Annotated in this window: 12 protein-coding genes; 4 read left to right on the top strand and 8 right to left on the bottom strand. The window is 63.9% G+C overall.

Annotated elements, in window-relative coordinates; all coding sequences use genetic code 11:
- Nucleotides 1–276 precede the first annotated feature (276 nt).
- From HNO86_RS21245 to HNO86_RS21230, 4 genes are all read left to right on the top strand, one after another.
- Complete coding sequence (locus HNO86_RS21245; RefSeq protein ID WP_175378887.1) at nucleotides 277–1824, top strand: UxaA family hydrolase; 1548 nt, start codon at nucleotides 277–279, stop codon at nucleotides 1822–1824.
- A 59-nt stretch (nucleotides 1825–1883) separates the two neighbouring features.
- The gene (locus HNO86_RS21240; protein ID WP_175378886.1) at nucleotides 1884–2939 is read left to right on the top strand and encodes an Ldh family oxidoreductase; all 1056 of its coding nucleotides are present in this window, start codon (nucleotides 1884–1886) and stop codon (nucleotides 2937–2939) included.
- Between the two features lie 143 nt (nucleotides 2940–3082).
- A complete protein-coding gene (locus tag HNO86_RS21235; protein ID WP_175378885.1) occupies nucleotides 3083–4294 on the top strand; it encodes a fumarylacetoacetate hydrolase family protein in 1212 nt (403 codons plus the stop codon).
- 83 nt (nucleotides 4295–4377) lie between these two features.
- Nucleotides 4378–5688 (top strand): MFS transporter, encoded by a 1311-nt coding sequence (locus HNO86_RS21230; protein ID WP_175378884.1) that lies wholly within the window; start codon nucleotides 4378–4380, stop codon nucleotides 5686–5688.
- A 123-nt stretch (nucleotides 5689–5811) separates the two neighbouring features.
- Here HNO86_RS21230 and HNO86_RS21225 read toward each other — a convergent pair whose 3' ends face one another.
- The 8 genes from HNO86_RS21225 to HNO86_RS21190 all read right to left on the bottom strand — a co-directional run bounded on the left by HNO86_RS21225 (nucleotide 5812) and on the right by HNO86_RS21190 (nucleotide 17659).
- A complete protein-coding gene (locus HNO86_RS21225; protein WP_175378883.1) occupies nucleotides 5812–6774 on the bottom strand; it encodes a helix-turn-helix domain-containing protein in 963 nt (320 codons plus the stop codon).
- Between the two features lie 95 nt (nucleotides 6775–6869).
- Nucleotides 6870–8960 (bottom strand): hydantoinase/oxoprolinase family protein, encoded by a 2091-nt coding sequence (locus HNO86_RS21220; protein WP_175378882.1) that lies wholly within the window; start codon nucleotides 8958–8960, stop codon nucleotides 6870–6872.
- Nucleotides 8961–8998: 38 nt separating this feature from the next.
- Nucleotides 8999–10744, bottom strand: a complete 1746-nt coding sequence (locus tag HNO86_RS21215; RefSeq protein WP_175378881.1) for a hydantoinase B/oxoprolinase family protein — start codon at nucleotides 10742–10744, stop codon at nucleotides 8999–9001.
- A gap of 213 nt (nucleotides 10745–10957) precedes the next feature.
- Nucleotides 10958–11563 (bottom strand): hypothetical protein, encoded by a 606-nt coding sequence (locus HNO86_RS21210; protein WP_175378880.1) that lies wholly within the window; start codon nucleotides 11561–11563, stop codon nucleotides 10958–10960.
- A 201-nt stretch (nucleotides 11564–11764) separates the two neighbouring features.
- Nucleotides 11765–13321: an amino acid permease gene (locus HNO86_RS21205; protein WP_175378879.1), complete on the bottom strand. Its 1557-nt coding sequence runs from the start codon at nucleotides 13319–13321 to the stop codon at nucleotides 11765–11767.
- A 388-nt stretch (nucleotides 13322–13709) separates the two neighbouring features.
- The gene (locus HNO86_RS21200; RefSeq protein WP_175378878.1) at nucleotides 13710–14870 is read right to left on the bottom strand and encodes an iron-containing alcohol dehydrogenase; all 1161 of its coding nucleotides are present in this window, start codon (nucleotides 14868–14870) and stop codon (nucleotides 13710–13712) included.
- Between the two features lie 3 nt (nucleotides 14871–14873).
- A complete protein-coding gene (locus tag HNO86_RS21195) occupies nucleotides 14874–16265 on the bottom strand; it encodes an aldehyde dehydrogenase family protein (protein ID WP_175378877.1) in 1392 nt (463 codons plus the stop codon).
- Nucleotides 16266–16285: 20 nt separating this feature from the next.
- Nucleotides 16286–17659: a glutamine synthetase family protein gene (locus HNO86_RS21190; RefSeq protein ID WP_175378876.1), complete on the bottom strand. Its 1374-nt coding sequence runs from the start codon at nucleotides 17657–17659 to the stop codon at nucleotides 16286–16288.
- Between the last annotated feature and the right edge of the window lie 98 nt (nucleotides 17660–17757).

Raw genomic sequence — 17757 nt, 5'->3', positions numbered from 1 at the left:
CTGTGAATACACCTTTGCCTCGCCACAATGCCCTCATTGCCTGTTGAATCTCTTGACTGACTGGCATTAGGGCATGCCCCTTCACCACAGGTTTGACGGTCAAAGCGATTGATTTGCTTCGCGCAACAGGCCACTTTGATAACTCTTGGTTATCGTTCGATCGGATCATCTCATTGGGAATGTCCAGTGCGGCTCCTTACAGTTATCTCAGATTCGCCCGTCACCGAACGGGCGGCGCCATAACAAGAATGCGGCCGTACTGCCCTGAGAGGTCCCATGCAACTGATTGCCAGAACCCGGACCGGCGATGCCGCCGTGATCCGCCTCAACCCCCAGGACAACGTACTGATTGCACGCCAGGCCCTGCCTGAAGGCCTGAGCCTCGAGGCCGAAGCGATCACCGTGCGCCAGCCGATTCCCTCCGGTCACAAGGTCGCCACCCAGCGCGTGGAGCAGGGCCAGCCGCTGCGCCGTTACGGGCAAATCATCGGTTTCGCCTCGCAGCCCATCGAAGCCGGCGACCATGTGCATGTGCACAACGTGGAGATGGGCGACTTTGCCCGTGACTACGCGTTCGGCGTCGACGTTCATGACTCGCCTGCAACCGAAGCCGTGTTCCAGGGCATCGTGCGCGCCGATGGCCGCGTCGCCACCCGCAATTACGTCGGCATCCTGACCTCGGTGAACTGCTCGGCCACCGTGGCCCGGGCCGTGGCCGATCATTTTCGTCGTGACATCCACCCGCAAGCGCTGGCCGATTACCCGAACATCGATGGTGTCGTGGCCCTGACCCACGGCGCCGGCTGTGCCGTCGACCCCAGCGGCGAAGCCTTGGGCCTGCTGCGCCGCACCCTGGCCGGTTACGCCGCACACCCCAATTTCGCCGCCGTGCTGATCATCGGCCTGGGCTGCGAGACCAACCAGATCGAGAGCCTGATGGAAAGCCAGGGCATGCAGCCCGGCGATCAGTTGCGCGCCTTCACCATTCAGGGCCTGGGCGGCACCTCGAAAACCATCGCCAGTGGCATTGAACAGGTCAGGGCCTTGCTGCCCAAGGCCAATCAGGTACGGCGCGAGCCAGTCAGCGCCCGGCATCTGGTGGTCGGCCTGCAATGCGGCGGCTCGGACGGCTATTCAGGCATCACCGCCAACCCTGCATTGGGTAACGCCGTCGACCGTCTGGTGGCGGCGGGCGGCACTGCGATTCTCTCCGAGACCCCGGAAATCTATGGCGCCGAGCACTTGCTGACGCGCCGAGCAGTGAGCCGCGAAGTGGGGGAAAAACTCATCGCGCGGATTCACTGGTGGGAAGACTACTGCCGACGCATGAACGCCGAACTGAACAACAACCCCTCGGCCGGCAACAAGGCCGGTGGCCTGACCACCATCCTCGAGAAATCCCTGGGCGCCGTGGCCAAGGCCGGCTCCAGCAATCTGGTGGATGTGTACGAATACGCGCAAGCGGTTCAAGCCAGGGGCCTGGTGTTCATGGATACACCGGGCTATGACCCGGTCTCGGCCACGGGCCAGGTGGCCGGCGGCGCCAACCTGATCGCCTTCACCACCGGTCGCGGTTCGGCCTACGGCTGCGCGCCGGCACCGTCGATCAAGCTGGCGACCAACAACCGGGTGTTCGAACACCAGGAAGAAGACATGGACGTGAACTGCGGCGGCATCGCCGACGGGTCCACCAGCATCGAGGAACGCGGCGCCTACATCTTCGAACAGATGCTGCGCATTGCGTCGGGCGAGCGCAGCAAGAGCGAGCAGCACGGTTACGGGCAGAACGAGTTCGTGCCCTGGCAGATCGGTGCCGTCACCTGAGTGAGTCTTTGACCGGCAAAACACACGCTGAATCCAGAATTGATCACGGAGTCACAAGCATGACCCAAGCCAATCGCTACGACGTGCAGACGCTGACAGCGTTCGTCGAGCAACTGTTCGAAAAAAGTGGAGCCGATGCGGAGGTGGCCCGGGTGGTGACCCGCGTGTTGCTTGAAGGCGAGTTGCTGGGCCATCGCACCCACGGCTTGAATCTGGTGAGCCGCTATATCGGCGGCATGCAGAGCGGGCAGGTGAAGGCCCGCGCGCAGATGCTCGAGCAGGTCTCGGACAGCGGCATATCGAGCCTGTTCGACGGTCACTATGTGCTTGGGCCGTACTGTGTCAGCCGGGCCCTGGACAGCGCGGCGAAGGGCGCGAGCGAGCAGGGCATCGGCATCGCCGTGGTCCGTCGCGCCTCGCACATAGGCTGCCTGGCGGCGTATCTCAAGCCGTTCACCGATCGCGGCCTGGTGGCCATGGTGTATTCCTCCGATCCGTCGGTCGGCATCGTCAGCGCCCACGGCGGGATCGACCCGATCTACACGCCCAACCCGATTGCTGCCGGCATTCCCACCCAGGGCGAGCCGATTCTGCTGGACGTGAGCATGTCCACCGTGACCCTGGCCATGGTCGGTCAGTGCCGTGACGCGGGTACCGCGTTGCCGCATCCGGTGGTGATGAGCAACGAAGGGCGGGTGAGCAACGACCCCAACGATTTCTTCAGCACGCCGTCGGGCAGCATCCTGCCGTTGGGTGGCGAGGCCTTCGGGCACAAGGGTTTTGCTTTGGCGATTCTGGTGGAGGCGCTGACCTCGGGACTGGCCGGGCACGGACGCAAGGACGGCCCGGATCAGTGGGGCGCTTCGGCCACGGCGCTGGTGATTGACCCGCGTTTCTTCGGCGGGCTCGAGGCCTTCACCGACGAGAGTTCATTCCTCGGCAAACTGATCCTGGCCAGCCGCCCGATCGACCCGCAACGCCCGGTGCGCCTGCCGGGACAGGCCGGTCTGAAACTGCGTGCCCAGGCACTGGCGCAAGGCCTGAGCCTGACGCCAAAACTGCGCGAAGACCTCAACCAAACCGCCCGTCAACTGCAACTGCCCGAACTGCCCTGAACACCGACCCCTGTAGGCGCGAGCACGCCCGCGATGGTGGATCGGACACCGCGGGGTGTCAGGCTGCCAGCGTCATCGTTGGCGGCCATCGCGAGTGAACTCGCTCCTACAGGTCATGAGAAACAGACAATAAGAGAGCACCCATGACAAACCATTCAGCATCACCTTTGCCGCAAAGCAACGACCTCGCCGTGTTCCACACCGGCAGCTGGGTCGGCCGTGTCTGGCTTCCCGACCAGGGCCCGGCCGTGGTGCTGGTCAAGGCCGGCGCCGTGCACGACATCAGCGCCCATGTGGCCACTGTCTCGGCGCTGCTCGAAGTGGCGGACCCGGTGGCCTATCTGCGCTCGCTGCCCCTGGCCGACGCCTTGATCGAATTGCCCCGGTTGCTGGAAAACAGCGACCCGAACCGGCGCGATGACCGCCTGCCATGGCTGCTCGCGCCCATCGACTTGCAGGCGGTCAAGGCTGCCGGCGTGACCTTCGCCACCAGCCTGCTGGAGCGTGTGGTCGAGGAGCAGGCCAAGGGCGATCCGGCCAAGGCCGACGCGATTCGCGACACCCTGGCCAGCCGCATCGGTGCCGACCTGTCGCAGATCGTCCCGGGTTCGGCCCAGGCCGAAGCCCTGCGCAAGGTGCTGGTGGAGCAGGGCCTGTGGTCGCAGTATCTGGAGGTGGGCATCGGCCCGGACGCCGAAATCTTCACCAAGGCCCAGCCGCTGTCGGCGGTCGGTCACGGTGCCGACATCGGCATTCACCCCAAATCGAGCTGGAACAACCCGGAGCCGGAAGTGGTGCTGGCGGTGTCGAGCAACGGCACGGTCCACGGCGCGATGCTCGGCAACGACGTCAACCTGCGCGATTTCGAAGGGCGCAGCGCCTTGCTGCTGTCCAAGGCCAAGGACAACAACGCCTCGACGTCCCTGGGACCTTTTTTGCGCCTGTTCGACGAGACCTTCAGCCTGGACGACGTGCGCAGTGCCCAAGTGGATCTGCGCGTCGAAGGCCAGGACGGATTCGTGCTGCAAGGCCGCAGTTCCATGTCGCAGATCAGCCGCGATCCTCTGGATCTGGTCCAGCAGACGCTCAATGAAAACCATCAATATCCCGACGGCCTGGTGCTGTTTCTCGGTACTCTGTTCGCCCCCAAGCAGGACCGCGATCAGCCGGGCAGCGGCTTCACCCACAAGCCGGGTGATCTGGTCACCATCAGCAATGCGCAACTGGGCGCCCTGTGCAATCGCGTGACCACCAGCGATCAGGCGCCGCAGTGGGCGTTCGGTTTGCGCTCGTTGATCGACAGCCTGGGACGGCGTGGTTTGCTGGATGCGGCGGTGACGGCGCGCCAGCCATGAGGAAGGTTCGGCAGCAGGGATGAATGAGACGCCGGCTGAGTGCCGGCAGAATCCACGTCAATAACAATAATAAAGGCCATCAGATGAAACCACTGAAGAAGTACCAGAGCATCACCGTCGTGTTCCTGCTGTTGATCGGCATCGTCAACTACCTCGACCGTAGCGCGCTGTCGATCGCCAACACCTCTATCCAGAAAGACATGATGATCAGCCCCTCGCAGATGGGCATCCTGCTGTCGGCGTTCTCCATTGCCTATGCCTTCGCGCAGTTGCCGATGGGCCTGATCATCGACCGTCTGGGCAGCAAGATCGCCCTGGGCGCCTCGCTGCTGGCCTGGTCGGTCGCCCAGTCGGCGTTCGGCATGGTCAACAGCTTCGCCGGCTTCATGGGCCTGCGGGTGATGCTGGGGATTGGCGAGGCGCCGATGTTTCCCTCGGCGGCCAAGGCCCTGTCGGAATGGTTCGATGCCAACGAGCGCGGCACACCCACCGGCATCGTCTGGTCCTCGACCTGCCTTGGCCCATGCCTGGCGCCACCCTTGCTGACGCTGTTCATGGTCAATTTCGGCTGGCGCGGGATGTTCATCATCACCGGCGTGATCGGGATCATCCTGGCGCTGTGCTGGCTGAGCTTCTACAAGAGCAAGGCGCAGTATCTGGCGGAGCTGGCGGCCGAAGGCAAGCCGCTGCCGAATGAGCGCAAGGCGCAAGTGGCCCAGCCCGATGCCCCGAAAGTCTCCTACTTTGCCGGCTGGCTCGACCTGTTCAAGCATCGCAGCACCTGGGGCGCGGTACTGGGCTTCATGGGTGTGATCTACATGCTCTGGCTGCACCTGACCTGGCTGCCGGGCTACTTCGAACGTGAACACGGCATGAACCTGTACAAGACCGCATGGCTGGTGTCGCTGGCCTATGGTTTCGGCGCGGTCGGCACCATCGTCGCCGGGCGTTTCTGCGACATGCTGGTACGCCGTGGCATGGGCATCCTGGCCAGCCGCAAGTTCGGGGTGATCACGGGCCTGGTGCTGGCGGCACTGTTCACGCTGCCGCTGTCGTTCGTCACCGGGCTGACCGGCTGCATCATCCTGCTGTGCCTGGCGCTGTTCAGCATCAACATGGCCAGCGCCACGGCCTGGATGATCGTCAACACCATTGTCGACAGCCGCCGCGTGGCCTCGTTCGGCTCGATCCAGAACTTCGGCGGCTACATCGCCGGCTCCGTCGCGCCGATCGTCACCGGTTTCAGCATCGAGTATTCGGGATCCTTCAACACCGCGTTCATGATCAGCGCGGTGGTGGCCCTGTGCTCGGCCCTGGCGTACTTCCTGCTGCTCAACGCGCCGGTGACCGAGGCACAGGCTGCGCCGGAGCATGTGGTAGGCGTCACCGAATAAAACACCAACCCTGTGTAGGAGCGAGCTTGCTCGCGATGGACTCGAAAACGCCGCGGGGCATCAGATACCCAGCGTCATCGTTAACGACCATCGCGAGCGTGCTCGCTCCTGCAGGTTTTTGTGTCAGGAGGGTACGGCTGCGGCGTTGCGCACTTCGCGTGCGGTGCAACCGAAATGCTGGCGGAAGCTGCGGGTGAATTGGGCCTGGTCGCTGAAGCCCCAGCGCATGGCCAGTTCGCCGATGGACAGGTGGCAGGCGGGGTCGTGCAGGCCGCGGTGGACCGCTTCGAGGCGGCGCAGGCGGATCCATTCGCCGAGGCTGTAAGGTGTGCTGCTGAAGAGTTTGTGCAGATAGCGCACCGACAGACCGCAGGCGTCGGCGACCATTTGCGGTGACAGGTCGGGGTTGCCCAGTTGCTTGTCGACATACTGCTCGATGCGCTGCAAATGCATCGCCGCCAGGTTCGAACTTTCACTGCTGAGCACGCGCTCGTCCTCACGCAGGGCCATCAACAGGGTCGACAGCGCCTGGTCGAGCAACATGTGCCGGGCCGTGTCGCTGCATTCATCGAAGCGCGCCGCGCACATCGCCAGTTGATCGACAAAGATCCTTCCCAGCGCACGGCGGGCGTCGAAACAGAAACGGGTGTAGCGCTCGGCGCCGCGCAACTGCCCGTGCAACGCCCGTTCGGGAAGCTTGAACACCCACAGATCATTGTCGCAGGCGTAGTGAAAACGGTAGGGCGCATCGCCCCGTTCGAAGATGAACCCGCCCGGCCGGCAATGCAGGGCGCGGCCGTCCTGCTCGAAATGAACTTCGCCACGACGGGGCACGGTCACCAGATAACAGGCTTCATGGTCTTCGCTGACCTGGGCCTTGCTGCGCGAATAACCCAGCTGGCTGGAGCGCAGGCGCGACAGGGTCAGCGGCGTGCTGCCGGTTTCCCATATCTGCAGGCTGCCGCTGAAGCGGCTGCTGGGGGCGAATTCCAGGGTCAGGGGAAAATAAGCACTGGCGATGGCCTGGGCCCAGAGCGGCTGACACTGACTGTCGGACCAGGCGCGGGTGGAGAGTTTGTAGGCCATGGCTGTCCTCGTATGATTTTTATTATGAGGACGGTGCCGAGGCCAAAGCCCGAGGCACCGCTGGGTTGCCATCATTTGCCATTGCTGGCGGACGGTCAATCGTCAGGCGTCAGCCGGTAGGTGGCGGACGGCGCCAGGGTGGCCTGCCAGCCCGGTGGCACGACGATGTTGGTGGTCGATTCCTCGATCACGCACGGGCCCTTGACGGTTTGCCCCGCTTGCAGGTGCTCGCCGTTGTACACCGGCGTGTCCTGCCACGGCGACTGGTCGCTGAACAGCATCGAGCGATGGGCGCTGGCTTTGGCCGCCAGATACTCGTCGGGCTGCGCCAGTTCCGGCATCGGCGGACGTTGCAGGCGGGCGATCACCGAGCATTCGAGGTTGACCAGTTCCGCCGGGCTTTGTGGCTCGCTGTAGGAAAACAGCGCCTTGTGCCGGGTGTGGAAGGCGTCGCGCAACGTGGCCAAACCGGCTTGATCCAGTTGATCGCAGCTCAGTTCCACGCTGCATTCGTGGACCTGGCCGAGGTAGCGGATCTCCAGGTTGTAGTGGCATTCGACGTTGTTGCCGGCGCCGAAACCGTCGTCGCGCAGGTTGTTCATGCCACGCTCGCGCAAGTCGCGCAGGGTGCGGTTGAGCAACGGCAGGTCGACCAGATCGTCGTCCAGGCGCATCGGCAGGGTGGTCAACTGGTCGTAACGGATGTCCGAGAGGATCTGCCCGTAGGCGCACAGGCCGGAGGCGACTTTCGGGATCAGCACCACCTTGCTGCCGATTTCCTCGGCCAGGCGCATCACGTGCATGCCCGCTGCGCCGCCGGCGCCGATCAGGGCGAAGTCCCGTGGGTCGAAGCCACGCTCCACCGAAACCCGGCGAATGCCGCTGACCATGTTCAGGTTGACCAGGGTGATGATGCCGATGGCCGCCCGTTCCACGCTGATGCCCAGGGGCTCGGCGATCTTACTGCGGATCGCTTCGATGGCCGCCTTGCGGTTCAGGCGAATGCTGCCACCGAGCAGGGCGCCGTCGGCCAGGTAACCAAGGGCCAGATTGGCGTCGGTGACGGTCGGCTCGGTGCCGCCCTTGCCGTAGCACACCGGGCCCGGGTTGGCGCCGGCGCTGCGCGGGCCGACCTGGAGCATGCCGAAGTCATCCAGATAGGCGATCGAGCCGCCACCGGCGCCGAGGGTTTCCACCTGGATCATCGGCACACCGATGCGATAGCGCAGAAAGTCGGTGTCCTTGCTGAAGTTGGTGCGCCCCGACTTGCTCAGGGTGATGTCGAACGAGGTGCCGCCCATGTCCACGGTGATCACGTTGTCGATGCCGAACGGCTGGGCCACGCACAACCCGGCCTGGGGCGCGGAGGCAGGGCCGGAGTTGATCGCGTTGACCGCACGCTCGCGCATCACCACGCCGGGCGCCAGGCCTCCGTTGGACTGGAAGTAGCGGGTCGGCTGCTGGGCGCCTAGCTCTTCGAACAGGGCGTCGATGCGCTCGATGTAGCGGCCCATCACCGGGCTCAGGTAGGCGTTGACCACTGTGGTCGAAGTGCGGGTGTATTCGCGGATCTGCGGGAACACTTCGTTGCCGGTGCACACGAACACCCCCGGCAGCGCCGCGCGCACCATCTCGGCGGCCCGTTGTTCGTGGGCCGGGTTGCGCACCGACCAGACGAAGGAAATCGCGACTGCCTTTACCTCCTGCTGGCGAAAGTATTCGATGGCTTCGCCGATGGCCTGTTCGTCGAGCGGCGCGTGTTCGCTGCCGTTGCTGAGCATCCGGCCCTTGATCGGACGACGCAGGTGACGCGGCACCAGCATGTAGGCCGGCGGGAAAGTGGCATCGTAGCGATGGCCGTCTTCCTTGTGGCCCAGGCGGATTTCCAGGCTGTCTTCGTGGCCGTCGGTGCACAGCAGGCCGACCTTGACCCCGGTTTTTTCGATCAGCGCGTTGAGGGCCACGGTGGTGCCGTTGATGCACAGGTCGCAGTCGCCGATGATCTCGGCGGGCGTGCGGCCGATGGCGTCGGCGATCTGCGCCAGGCCGTTGCGGATCGCGATCGTGCCGTCCTGTGGCGTGGAAGGGGCCTTGAACAGCTGCACGTTGCCGCTGCGGTCCGCCAGGATGAAATCGGTGAAGGTGCCGCCGGCGTCGATGCCCAGACGATATTGTTGCTTGCTCATGATGAGAGATTCCAGATAGCTCAAAGGGGCCGGGGCGATCAGTGCAGGTCGCGGCGGGCACGGGTGGCAGCGTCATCGACCTGACCGTTGCCGTCGATCACCACGCCGTACTCCAGGCGCGCGCCTTCCACCGACACCAGACCGTCGCGCACATCGTTCAGCACGCTGGCGACGGGGCGGCGCAGCGGATTGCCGTAGCCACCGCCGCCTGGGTTGACGTTGATCACCCGTTCTCCCGGTTGCGCGGTGATCTGCGCGTTATGGATGAAGTGCTGTTCCTCGCCGTCGGCCTTGCGGTGAATCAACCGGCCGAGCTTGGGTTCGAGTAGCACGTTGGTCGCGCCGGCGGCCCCTGAAGTCGGCAGTTGTCGGCCTTCGCCGAAACCGACCACGGTCATGCCGTGATCGAGCGGTTCGATTTCGATGCGGGTGCCCGAGCCACCGCGAAATTCGCCTGCGCCACCGCTGTCGGTCATCAGGCTGTAGCGGTGGATCAGGATCGGGTAGGAGTACTCCAGCAACTCGATATCGCCGGACATCAGCGCGCCGAAGCAGCACAGCGGACCGCACGCCGGCCAGCCATCCATGGCCTTGTTGGCCCCGGCACCGGAGATGATCGAGGCCAGCACCATGGTCACGTATTCGTCATTGTTGTTGCGCGGGTCGTGGCCAGCGATGTTGATCCCGCTGGCGTGGCCCCAGGACGCGGTGACGCGATCGGGTGCGGCTTGCTCCAGCGCCTGGCGCACGGCATCGGCCAGGGTTTCCATCGGTGTGGTGGTGCTGTTGACGTGGGGCGCCGGTTCCCGGGCGTTGCACAGGGTGCCGGGCGGGCCGAGGTCAACCGATACGCAGCGGTACAGGCCTTCGTTGTAGGGCGGCGGCACCTGGGCAAACATCATCAGCCCCAGGTAGACCCCGGACACCGAATTGCCGGCGTAGGAGTTGATGAAGTAGGGCACTTGCGGCGGGCTTTCGATCAGCACGTGGGCCTCGTCGCCGCGAATTTCCACTTGCGCAGTGATCGACAGTTGTCCCAATCCGTGGCCGGAATCTTCCAGCACCGCGGTGCCAGTGTAGAAACCGTCGGGCACGTCGCGCAGCAGGGCGCGCATGTGCCGGTCGGCCATGTCCTTGAGTTCGGCGATGCAGGCACGCACCTGTTCCACGCCGTAGCGGTCGAGCAGCTCCAGCAGGTGGCGTTCACCGACGTTGCAGGCGCCGTACTGGGCGTTGAGATCGCCTTCCTGATAGGCGCGGGCGCGCATGTTGGTCAGCAGCAGGTTGATCACGTCTTCGCGGCGCTTGCCCTGGGACCAGAGCTTGACCGGCGGGATGCGCAGGCCTTCGGCGTAGATCTCTTTGGCGTCGGGGTTGTAGCCGGCTGGCACCGGGCCGCCGATGTCGGTCAGGTGGCCTTTGCACACCGTCCAGAACACCAGTTCGCCCTTGTAGAACACCGGTTTGTACATGCAGCAATCGAGGATATGGCTGCCTTTGTAGGCCGGGTCGTTGTGGTAGATCACATCGCCTTCCTGGATGTCATCGCCGAAGAAACCGGCGACGCATTTCATCGCCGGAATCAGCGAGCCCAGGTGGATCGGGATGTCCTGGCCTTGCAGGATCATTTCCGGCAGGTGGTCGAAGAGGGCGTTGGAATAGTCGTGAGCCAGGTTGAAAACGCTCGAACGGCCGGTTTTCTCGAGGGTGATGGTCATTTCGCGCTGAGCGGTTTCAAGCGCGCCCCGCACGACGGCCAGGGTGATCGGATCGACTGTACTCATGGGTCACCAGAAATCTTGTTGTTATCCAGGTGGAGGTCAGGACGGATGCCTGACCCACGACACAAAGCTACGCGCCGTGAGTGGGGGCTGGCTTGGCGTGGGGTGCACTGGTTTTTGATCACGGGTGCACTGGTTGCCGACGGTGAAAATGGCCTTCTGTGGCGAGGGGGCATGCCCTCTCACCACAGGGGTTTGCATTCACAGGTAGAGGAATCAGGTGTAATTGGCGCGCACGAACCAGCTGCGTCGGGCGTTGCTGTAGCCGTATTGCTTGACGGTCATCGCCACCAGCGCCACCAGGCCGATCAGATAGAACGGCAGCAGTACGCCGTTGAGCTTGTCCATCCAGTTCTGCACGCGCCCCAGGATCAACGGCACGCTGTACAGCACCACCAGCAGGTAAGCCTGGTTGAGCGAGAGGTTCGGCACGTAGTTCTGGATCGCAATGGCAATCACCGAGCCTTCGAACATGCTGTAGTAGGTGGCGGTGGCAAAGAAAATCAGGGTCGCCAGCACCGCCCCCTTGTGCCCGAACAGCACCCGGGAAAACAGCGCGACCGACAACCCGGTCCTGATCGCATAACGGGAAATGACCCCGTTGATGACCGCGTAGGTGACCACCGACAGCAGCAGTCCGATGATTGCGTTGGCAGTGCCAAAGGTCATGGCCAGGGTGGCGGACACCACCAGCCAGAACATCGCACTGCAAATGCCCCACCAGGCCATCGTCAGCGAGCCTTTGGGCATGCGGTGTGTTGCGGGAACGGCGACCACCGAATAATCGGTGCTGTCGCCTTGTTGCGAGAGGGTGGCGGCCATGGTTCTTCTCTTGTTTTTGGATGAAGAACCTGGATGGTAAGAGCGCTGTGGCGAGAAAAGATTGCTGTTGGCTGCACTGGTTTTTGTGTAGGAGCGAGCTTGCTCGCGATGGAGGCCAAGACACCGCGGGGCATCAGGTTTCCAGCGTCATCGTTGACGCCCATTCGCGGGCAAGCCTCGCTCCTACATGGGGGATGGTGTTTAGGTTTGTTTGTTCAATGCCGCCTCGGCGGCGGCGATTTCGGCCTGGCGCTTGAGGATCACATCCCCCACCGGCGGCCCCTGGAAGCGCCGCGCTTCGAAGCCGAACCAGACGATCGCCGTCAGCACCAGGAAGCCGATGGTGATGTACAGCGCCCAGTCGTTGGGTGGCTGGATGCCGATGACGAAGATGATCACCATCGACAGCACCGAGAGCAGGGCGAACACCGTGTACCAGAATCGGCCCATGTTCCAGGGCCCCATGGTCGGCCACTTCGCGGTGCCGTAGGTGAACAGGCCGAGCACGATCGGGATGATGAAAGAGAAGAAAAGGAAGATCACGGTGCAGGACACCACGATGGTGTAGACCGGGGTTTCACCGACCGAGATCACCGACGAGCCCCAGTCGAACAGCACCGCCAGGGTCGCGCCGGTCCAGATCGCGGCCACCGGGCTGCGGAAAGTCGGCGACACCGAAGACAGCGCCTTGGAGCAGGGCAGGCCGCCATCCCGGGAGAAGGCGAAGATCATCCGCGACACCGAGGTCACGGTGGCCAGTCCGCACAGGACCTGGCAGATGAAAATCGCCACGTACAGCGCGTCCTTGAGCAGCGGGTTGACCTGGGCGTTCATGGCCCAGAAGAACACGTTCCAGCCTTGCTTGGCGGCATCGTCCATGTTCGGCAGCATCAGCACGAAGGCGCTGAGCATCAGCCAGCCGAACAGCAGCGACCAGAGCACCGACATGACCATGCCCTTGGGCACGGAGACCGCCGCGTTGCGGGTTTCCTCGGAGGTGTGGGCCGAGGCGTCGTAGCCGGTGATGGTGTAGATCGGCAGCAGCAGGCCGAGCATGAAGATCCAGGCGTTGGACGCCTCTGGCCACACGCCGCCCCCGGCCGCGCCGGAGTAGTTGCCGAAGGTCACCAGCCGCGCGAACTCGAAACTGGGCGCCGAGATCAGGCAGACGACGGTCAGCGCCAGCGCGGTGGCGAAGATCAGGTAGCCGGAGAAGTCGGTGAGCTTGGCAGTCAGGCCGATGCCCAGGTGGTTACACAGGGCCTGCAAGCCCGTGAGGATCGCCAGGAAAATCACCCGGGTCGTGGTGGTGTCCTCCATCCCCAGCGTCGGTCCGAAGGCGCCGAAGAAGAAGTAGTAGGTGCCGACGTTGATCGCCCCCAGCACCGTCACCAGCCCCAGCAGGTTGAACCAGGCGGTGAGCCAGCCGGTGAAGCGGTTACCGAGGATCGAGCCCCAGTGATACAGACCGCCGGCGGTGGGGTAGGCCGAGGAAATCTGCGCCATGGCCAGGGCGAACACGCCCGAGATCAGGCAACCTATCGGCCAGCCGATGCCGATCGAGGCACCGCCCGCGCCCGAGGTACCCTGGGCCAGTGAGTTGATCCCTCCGGAGAGGATGCAGATGATCGAAAAGGAAATCGCGAAGTTGGAGAAAACCCCCATTCGTCGCGACAGCTGCTGGGCATAGCCCATGCTGTGCAGCACTTTGACGTCATCGTCATGCGCCTCGGTGCCGGGCTGGCTTGCTGGGTTCATCGTGTGTGCCCCTTCAGGTTTTGATACGCATCCATCCGCGACGGCGGACAGCTCGGCCTTCAACCCCTTGTTGTACTGCTCCTGTTTTCAACGGCACCGGGTCCTGACTTCAGTCAGTCAAACCTGGTGCAAACCTGTGGTGAGGGGGCGAGCCCTATGCCAATCAGTAAATCCGCCGCATAACCTGTAACAGCTGGCGAAGCCTGCGTCCGGCTGCGAAGCAGTCGCAAAACCTGTGTACCGGTTCTGTCTGATAGACCGAGCTTTCCGGGTTTACGACTGCTACGCAGCCGGACGCAGGCTTCGCCAGCTGCTACATGGATTGCGTTTTGCCTTTACCGACTGGCACCAGAGCGGGCCCTCTCACCACAATGTCCTCATCTGTGCATTACAGGCGGCCGTGAAACGCCGCCGCAAAAATCTCCGAAACTCCCGCCTTTGTCAGCGGCAACGGATTCCCGCCCGCCGACGGATCGACCACCGCCATATCGGCGATCAATTCGGCCTGCTTGTCATCCACCCCCAGCTCGGACAGGGTGTGCGGCACGGCGATGTCCTTGCGCAACTTGAGGACGAAAGCCATGAAACCGTCGAAGTCGGGTTTGGGCAGTTGCAGATACGCGGCCAGGCGGACGATGCGTTCTTCGATGGCCGGGCGATTGAATTTCAGGACATAGGGCATCAGCGTGGCGTTGGTCATGCCGTGATGGGTGTCGTATAGCGCGCCGATGGGATGGGCCAGGGCATGCATGCCGCCCAGGCCTTTCTGGAAAGCGGTGGCACCCATCGCGGCGGCGGCCAGCATGTTGGCGCGGGCATCGAGGTCGTCGGGGGTGTGCACGGCACGCACCAGCGCGTGGCTCACCAGGCGCATGCCTTCCACCGCGATGCCGTCGGCCAGCGGATGAAAGCCGGGGGCGCAGTAGGCTTCAAGGCAATGCGACAGCGCATCCATGCCGGTACCGGCGGTGACTTTCGGCGGCATGCCGACGGTCAGCGCCGGGTCGCTGATGACCACCCGGGGCATCATTTTCGGATGGAAGATAATGCGTTTGGTGTGGGTGCGATCGTCGATGATCACCGCCGCCCGGCCCACTTCCGAACCGGTGCCCGCCGTGGTCGGCACCGCAATGATCGGGGCGATGGCTTTTTCATCGGCGCGGGTCCAGTAGTCGCCGATGTCCTCGAAATCCCATACCGGGCGGGTCTGGCCGCTCATGAAGGCGATCAGTTTGCCCATGTCCAGGCCGCTGCCGCCGCCGAAGGCCACCACGCCGTCGTGATTGCCGGCGCGCCAGGCTGCCAGCCCGCCGGCCAGATTGGCCTCCACCGGGTTGGGCTTGAGATCGCAGAACAGCTCGGCCCCCAGCCCCGCGCCGCGCAACGCATCCAGCGCGGCGGTGGTGATCGGCGCCTTGCCCAGGCCACTGTCGGTGACCAGCAAGGGTCGCTGGATGCCCTGACTGCGGCAGACATCGGCCAGCTCGCTGATGCGCCCGACGCCGAAGCGGATGCTTGTGGGGTAGTTCCAGTTTCCCTTCAGGCTCATGGTTCAGATCTCGTGGCGCAGATGGAAGGATTTGGCGCGGGTCAGGTGTTCATAGCCCAGGCTCGACAGGGTCACGCCGCGCCCGCTGTTCTTCACCCCGGTCCAGGCCAGGGCCGGGTCCAGGTAGTCGCAGCGGTTCATGAACAGGGTGCCGGTGTCGATCCGGTTGCCCAGGCGTTCGGCGGCGGCGAGGTCCGAGGTCCAGATCGAGGCGCTGAGACCGAATTCGCTGTCGTTCATCAAGGCGACCGCCTCGTCATCGCCGGACACCGGCATGATGCCGACGACCGGGCCGAAGCTTTCATCGCGCATCACCGACATTTGATGGGTAACGTTGACCAGCACCTGCGGCGCAAGGTAGGCGCTGCCCGCGACGTCGGGGGCGAAGGCCTGGGGCTCGATCAGTGCTCTGGCGCCCTGGGACAGTGCGTCGGCGATCTGCCTGCGAACGAAATCCGCCGCGCCGGGATTGATCAGCGGGCCGAGGGTGGTGGCTTCGTCCAACGGATTGCCCACGACGTACTGGCGGGTGAGGGCGGCGAAGCGCTCGATGAATTGCGGGTAGAGGGACTGATCGACGTAGATCCGCTCGATGGCACAGCAGCTTTGCCCGGAGTTGAAGAAGCTGCCGTCCACCAGGTTTTCCACGGCGTATTCGAGGTTGGCGTCGGCCCTCACGTAAGCCGGGTCCTTGCCGCCGAGCTCCAGGCCCAGGCCGAGGAATCTGCCGGTGGCGGCGCTTTCCATCGCTTTGCCTGCGGGCACGGAACCGGTGAAGTTCACCTGATGCACGCGACCTGAGCCAATGATCGCGCCGGTCTGCTCGTGGCTCGGCAGCAGGTTCTGGAACAGCCCGTCGGGCAGGCGCGCACGGCGGAAGGCTTCGGCAAAACGCTCACCGACCAGCAGGGTTTGCGAGGCGTGCTTGAGGATGACGCTGTTACCCGCCATCAGCGCCGGAATGATTGTATTGACCGCCGTGAGGTAGGGGTAATTCCACGGCGCGACCACCAGCACCGTGCCCAGCGGATCGCGCTGGATATGCCGGCGGAAACCGGCGATGGGTGTCGGCTCGACGTTTGCCAGGGCCTGCGGCGCGAGGGCGATCATGTGCCGGGCGCGGTCCTGGAAACCGCGCAGTTCACCGGCGCCATAACGCACCGGACGGCCCATCTGCCAGGCCAGCTCCGGGACGATGTCGTCCTTCATCGCCAGCATCGCGTCCACCGCGGCGCTGCAATAGGCCGCGCGTTCGCTCAAAGGCCTGAGTTTCCATTGCGCCTGGGCGCTGGCGGCCGCCGTCAGCGCCTGCTCGATCTGCACGGCATCGGCATACGGACGCTCGGCATAGATCCGGCCATCGACCGGCGAGATGAGTTGAATCGTTGCAGTCATGATTGCCCAACCCTGAGTGATCAATAACGCTCGAAGCCGCGCTGCAGTTCCCAGTCGGTGACCCGCCGGTCGTATTCTTTCTGTTCCCATTCGGCGGTGTGCACGTAGTGGTCGACCACTTCATCGCCGAAGGCCTCGCGCAACATGGCCGAGCCCTTCAAGGCGGCGCTGGCGTCGCGCAGGGTCTTGGACACTTCGGGCAGCTCTTCATTGGCGTAGGCATCGCCTTCGTAGGGCGGGTCGAGGCTGAGTTTCTCGTCGATGCCCGCCAGCCCCGCGGCAATCAGCGCGGCGAAGGCCAGGTAAGGGTTGAGATCGGCGCCGCCGATGCGGCATTCGATGCGAATCGATTTGCTCTCTTCGGCGCACAGGCGAAAGCCGGCGGTGCGGTTGTCGCGGCTCCAGACCGCCCGGGTCGGGGCGAAGGTGCCGGCCTGGAAGCGCTTGTAGGAATTGATGTAGGGCGCGAGGAAACAGGTGATGTCGTCGGCGTACTTGAGTTGTCCGGCCACCCAGGACCGCATCAGTTTCGACATGCCGAACTCGGCCTTGGCATCGAAGAACAGCGGCTTCTTGCCGTTCTTGTCCCACAGCGAATTGTGGATGTGGCTGCTGGAGCCGGCGGCGTCGTAACGCCATTTGGCCATGAAGGTGATCGCCTTGCCTTGCAGCTGCGCGATCTCCTTGCAGGCGTGTTTGATGAGCACGTGATGGTCGGCCATGGTCATGGCGTCGGCGTAGCGGATGTTGATCTCTTCCTGGCCCGGGCCCCACTCGCCCTTGGAGTTCTCCACGGGAATCCCGCAGGCCTGCAGGTGCTTGCGGATCGCCCGCATCACCGGTTCCTCGCGGGTGGTTTGCAGGATGTTGTAGTCCTCGATGTAATGGCCGGCGGTTTTCGGCTTGTAGTAGTTGCGCTTGTGGATGGCTTCGTAGCTTTCGTCGAACAGGTAGAACTCCAGTTCCGAGGCGAACATGCCCTTGTAGCCGCGTTCGCGCAGGCGTTCGACCTGTCTTTTGAGGATCGCCCGCGGGCTGTGGGGCAGGTCCTGGCGATGGTGGTGATCGAGCACGTCGCACAGCACCAGGGCCGTGCATTCCAGCCAGGGCACCTTGCGCAGGGTGCTCATGTCGGGTTTGAGGACGAAGTCGCCGTAGCCTTTGCTCCAGCTGGCGGCGGCGTAGCCGGGTACCGGTTCCATGTCGATGTCGTCGGCCAGCAGGTAGTTGCAGCAGTGGGTTTCTTCATGGCCCGAGTCGATGAAGAATTCGACCTGGAATCGCTTGCCGACCAGTCGGCCCTGCATGTCGACCATGCACACCAGCACGGTGTCGATTTCGCCGGAGGCGGCGGCACGCTTGAGTTCGTCGAAACTGAGAAGGGGCTCGGTCATCGAGGCAAGTCCTGCGCAAGGGGGTGGGGGCCTGTCTGAAATAGCCGTTGCAGACGCTCTCCAGAAAACAACCCAAACCTGCAGATGCGAGCATCGTG

Origin of the sequence: Pseudomonas sp. C1C7, assembly GCF_013359595.1 — a bacterium.
Lineage (GTDB): Bacteria > Pseudomonadota > Gammaproteobacteria > Pseudomonadales > Pseudomonadaceae > Aquipseudomonas.
The sequence above is the reverse complement of the archived record's forward strand: the minus strand, read 5'-3'. Positions and strand labels throughout refer to the sequence as shown.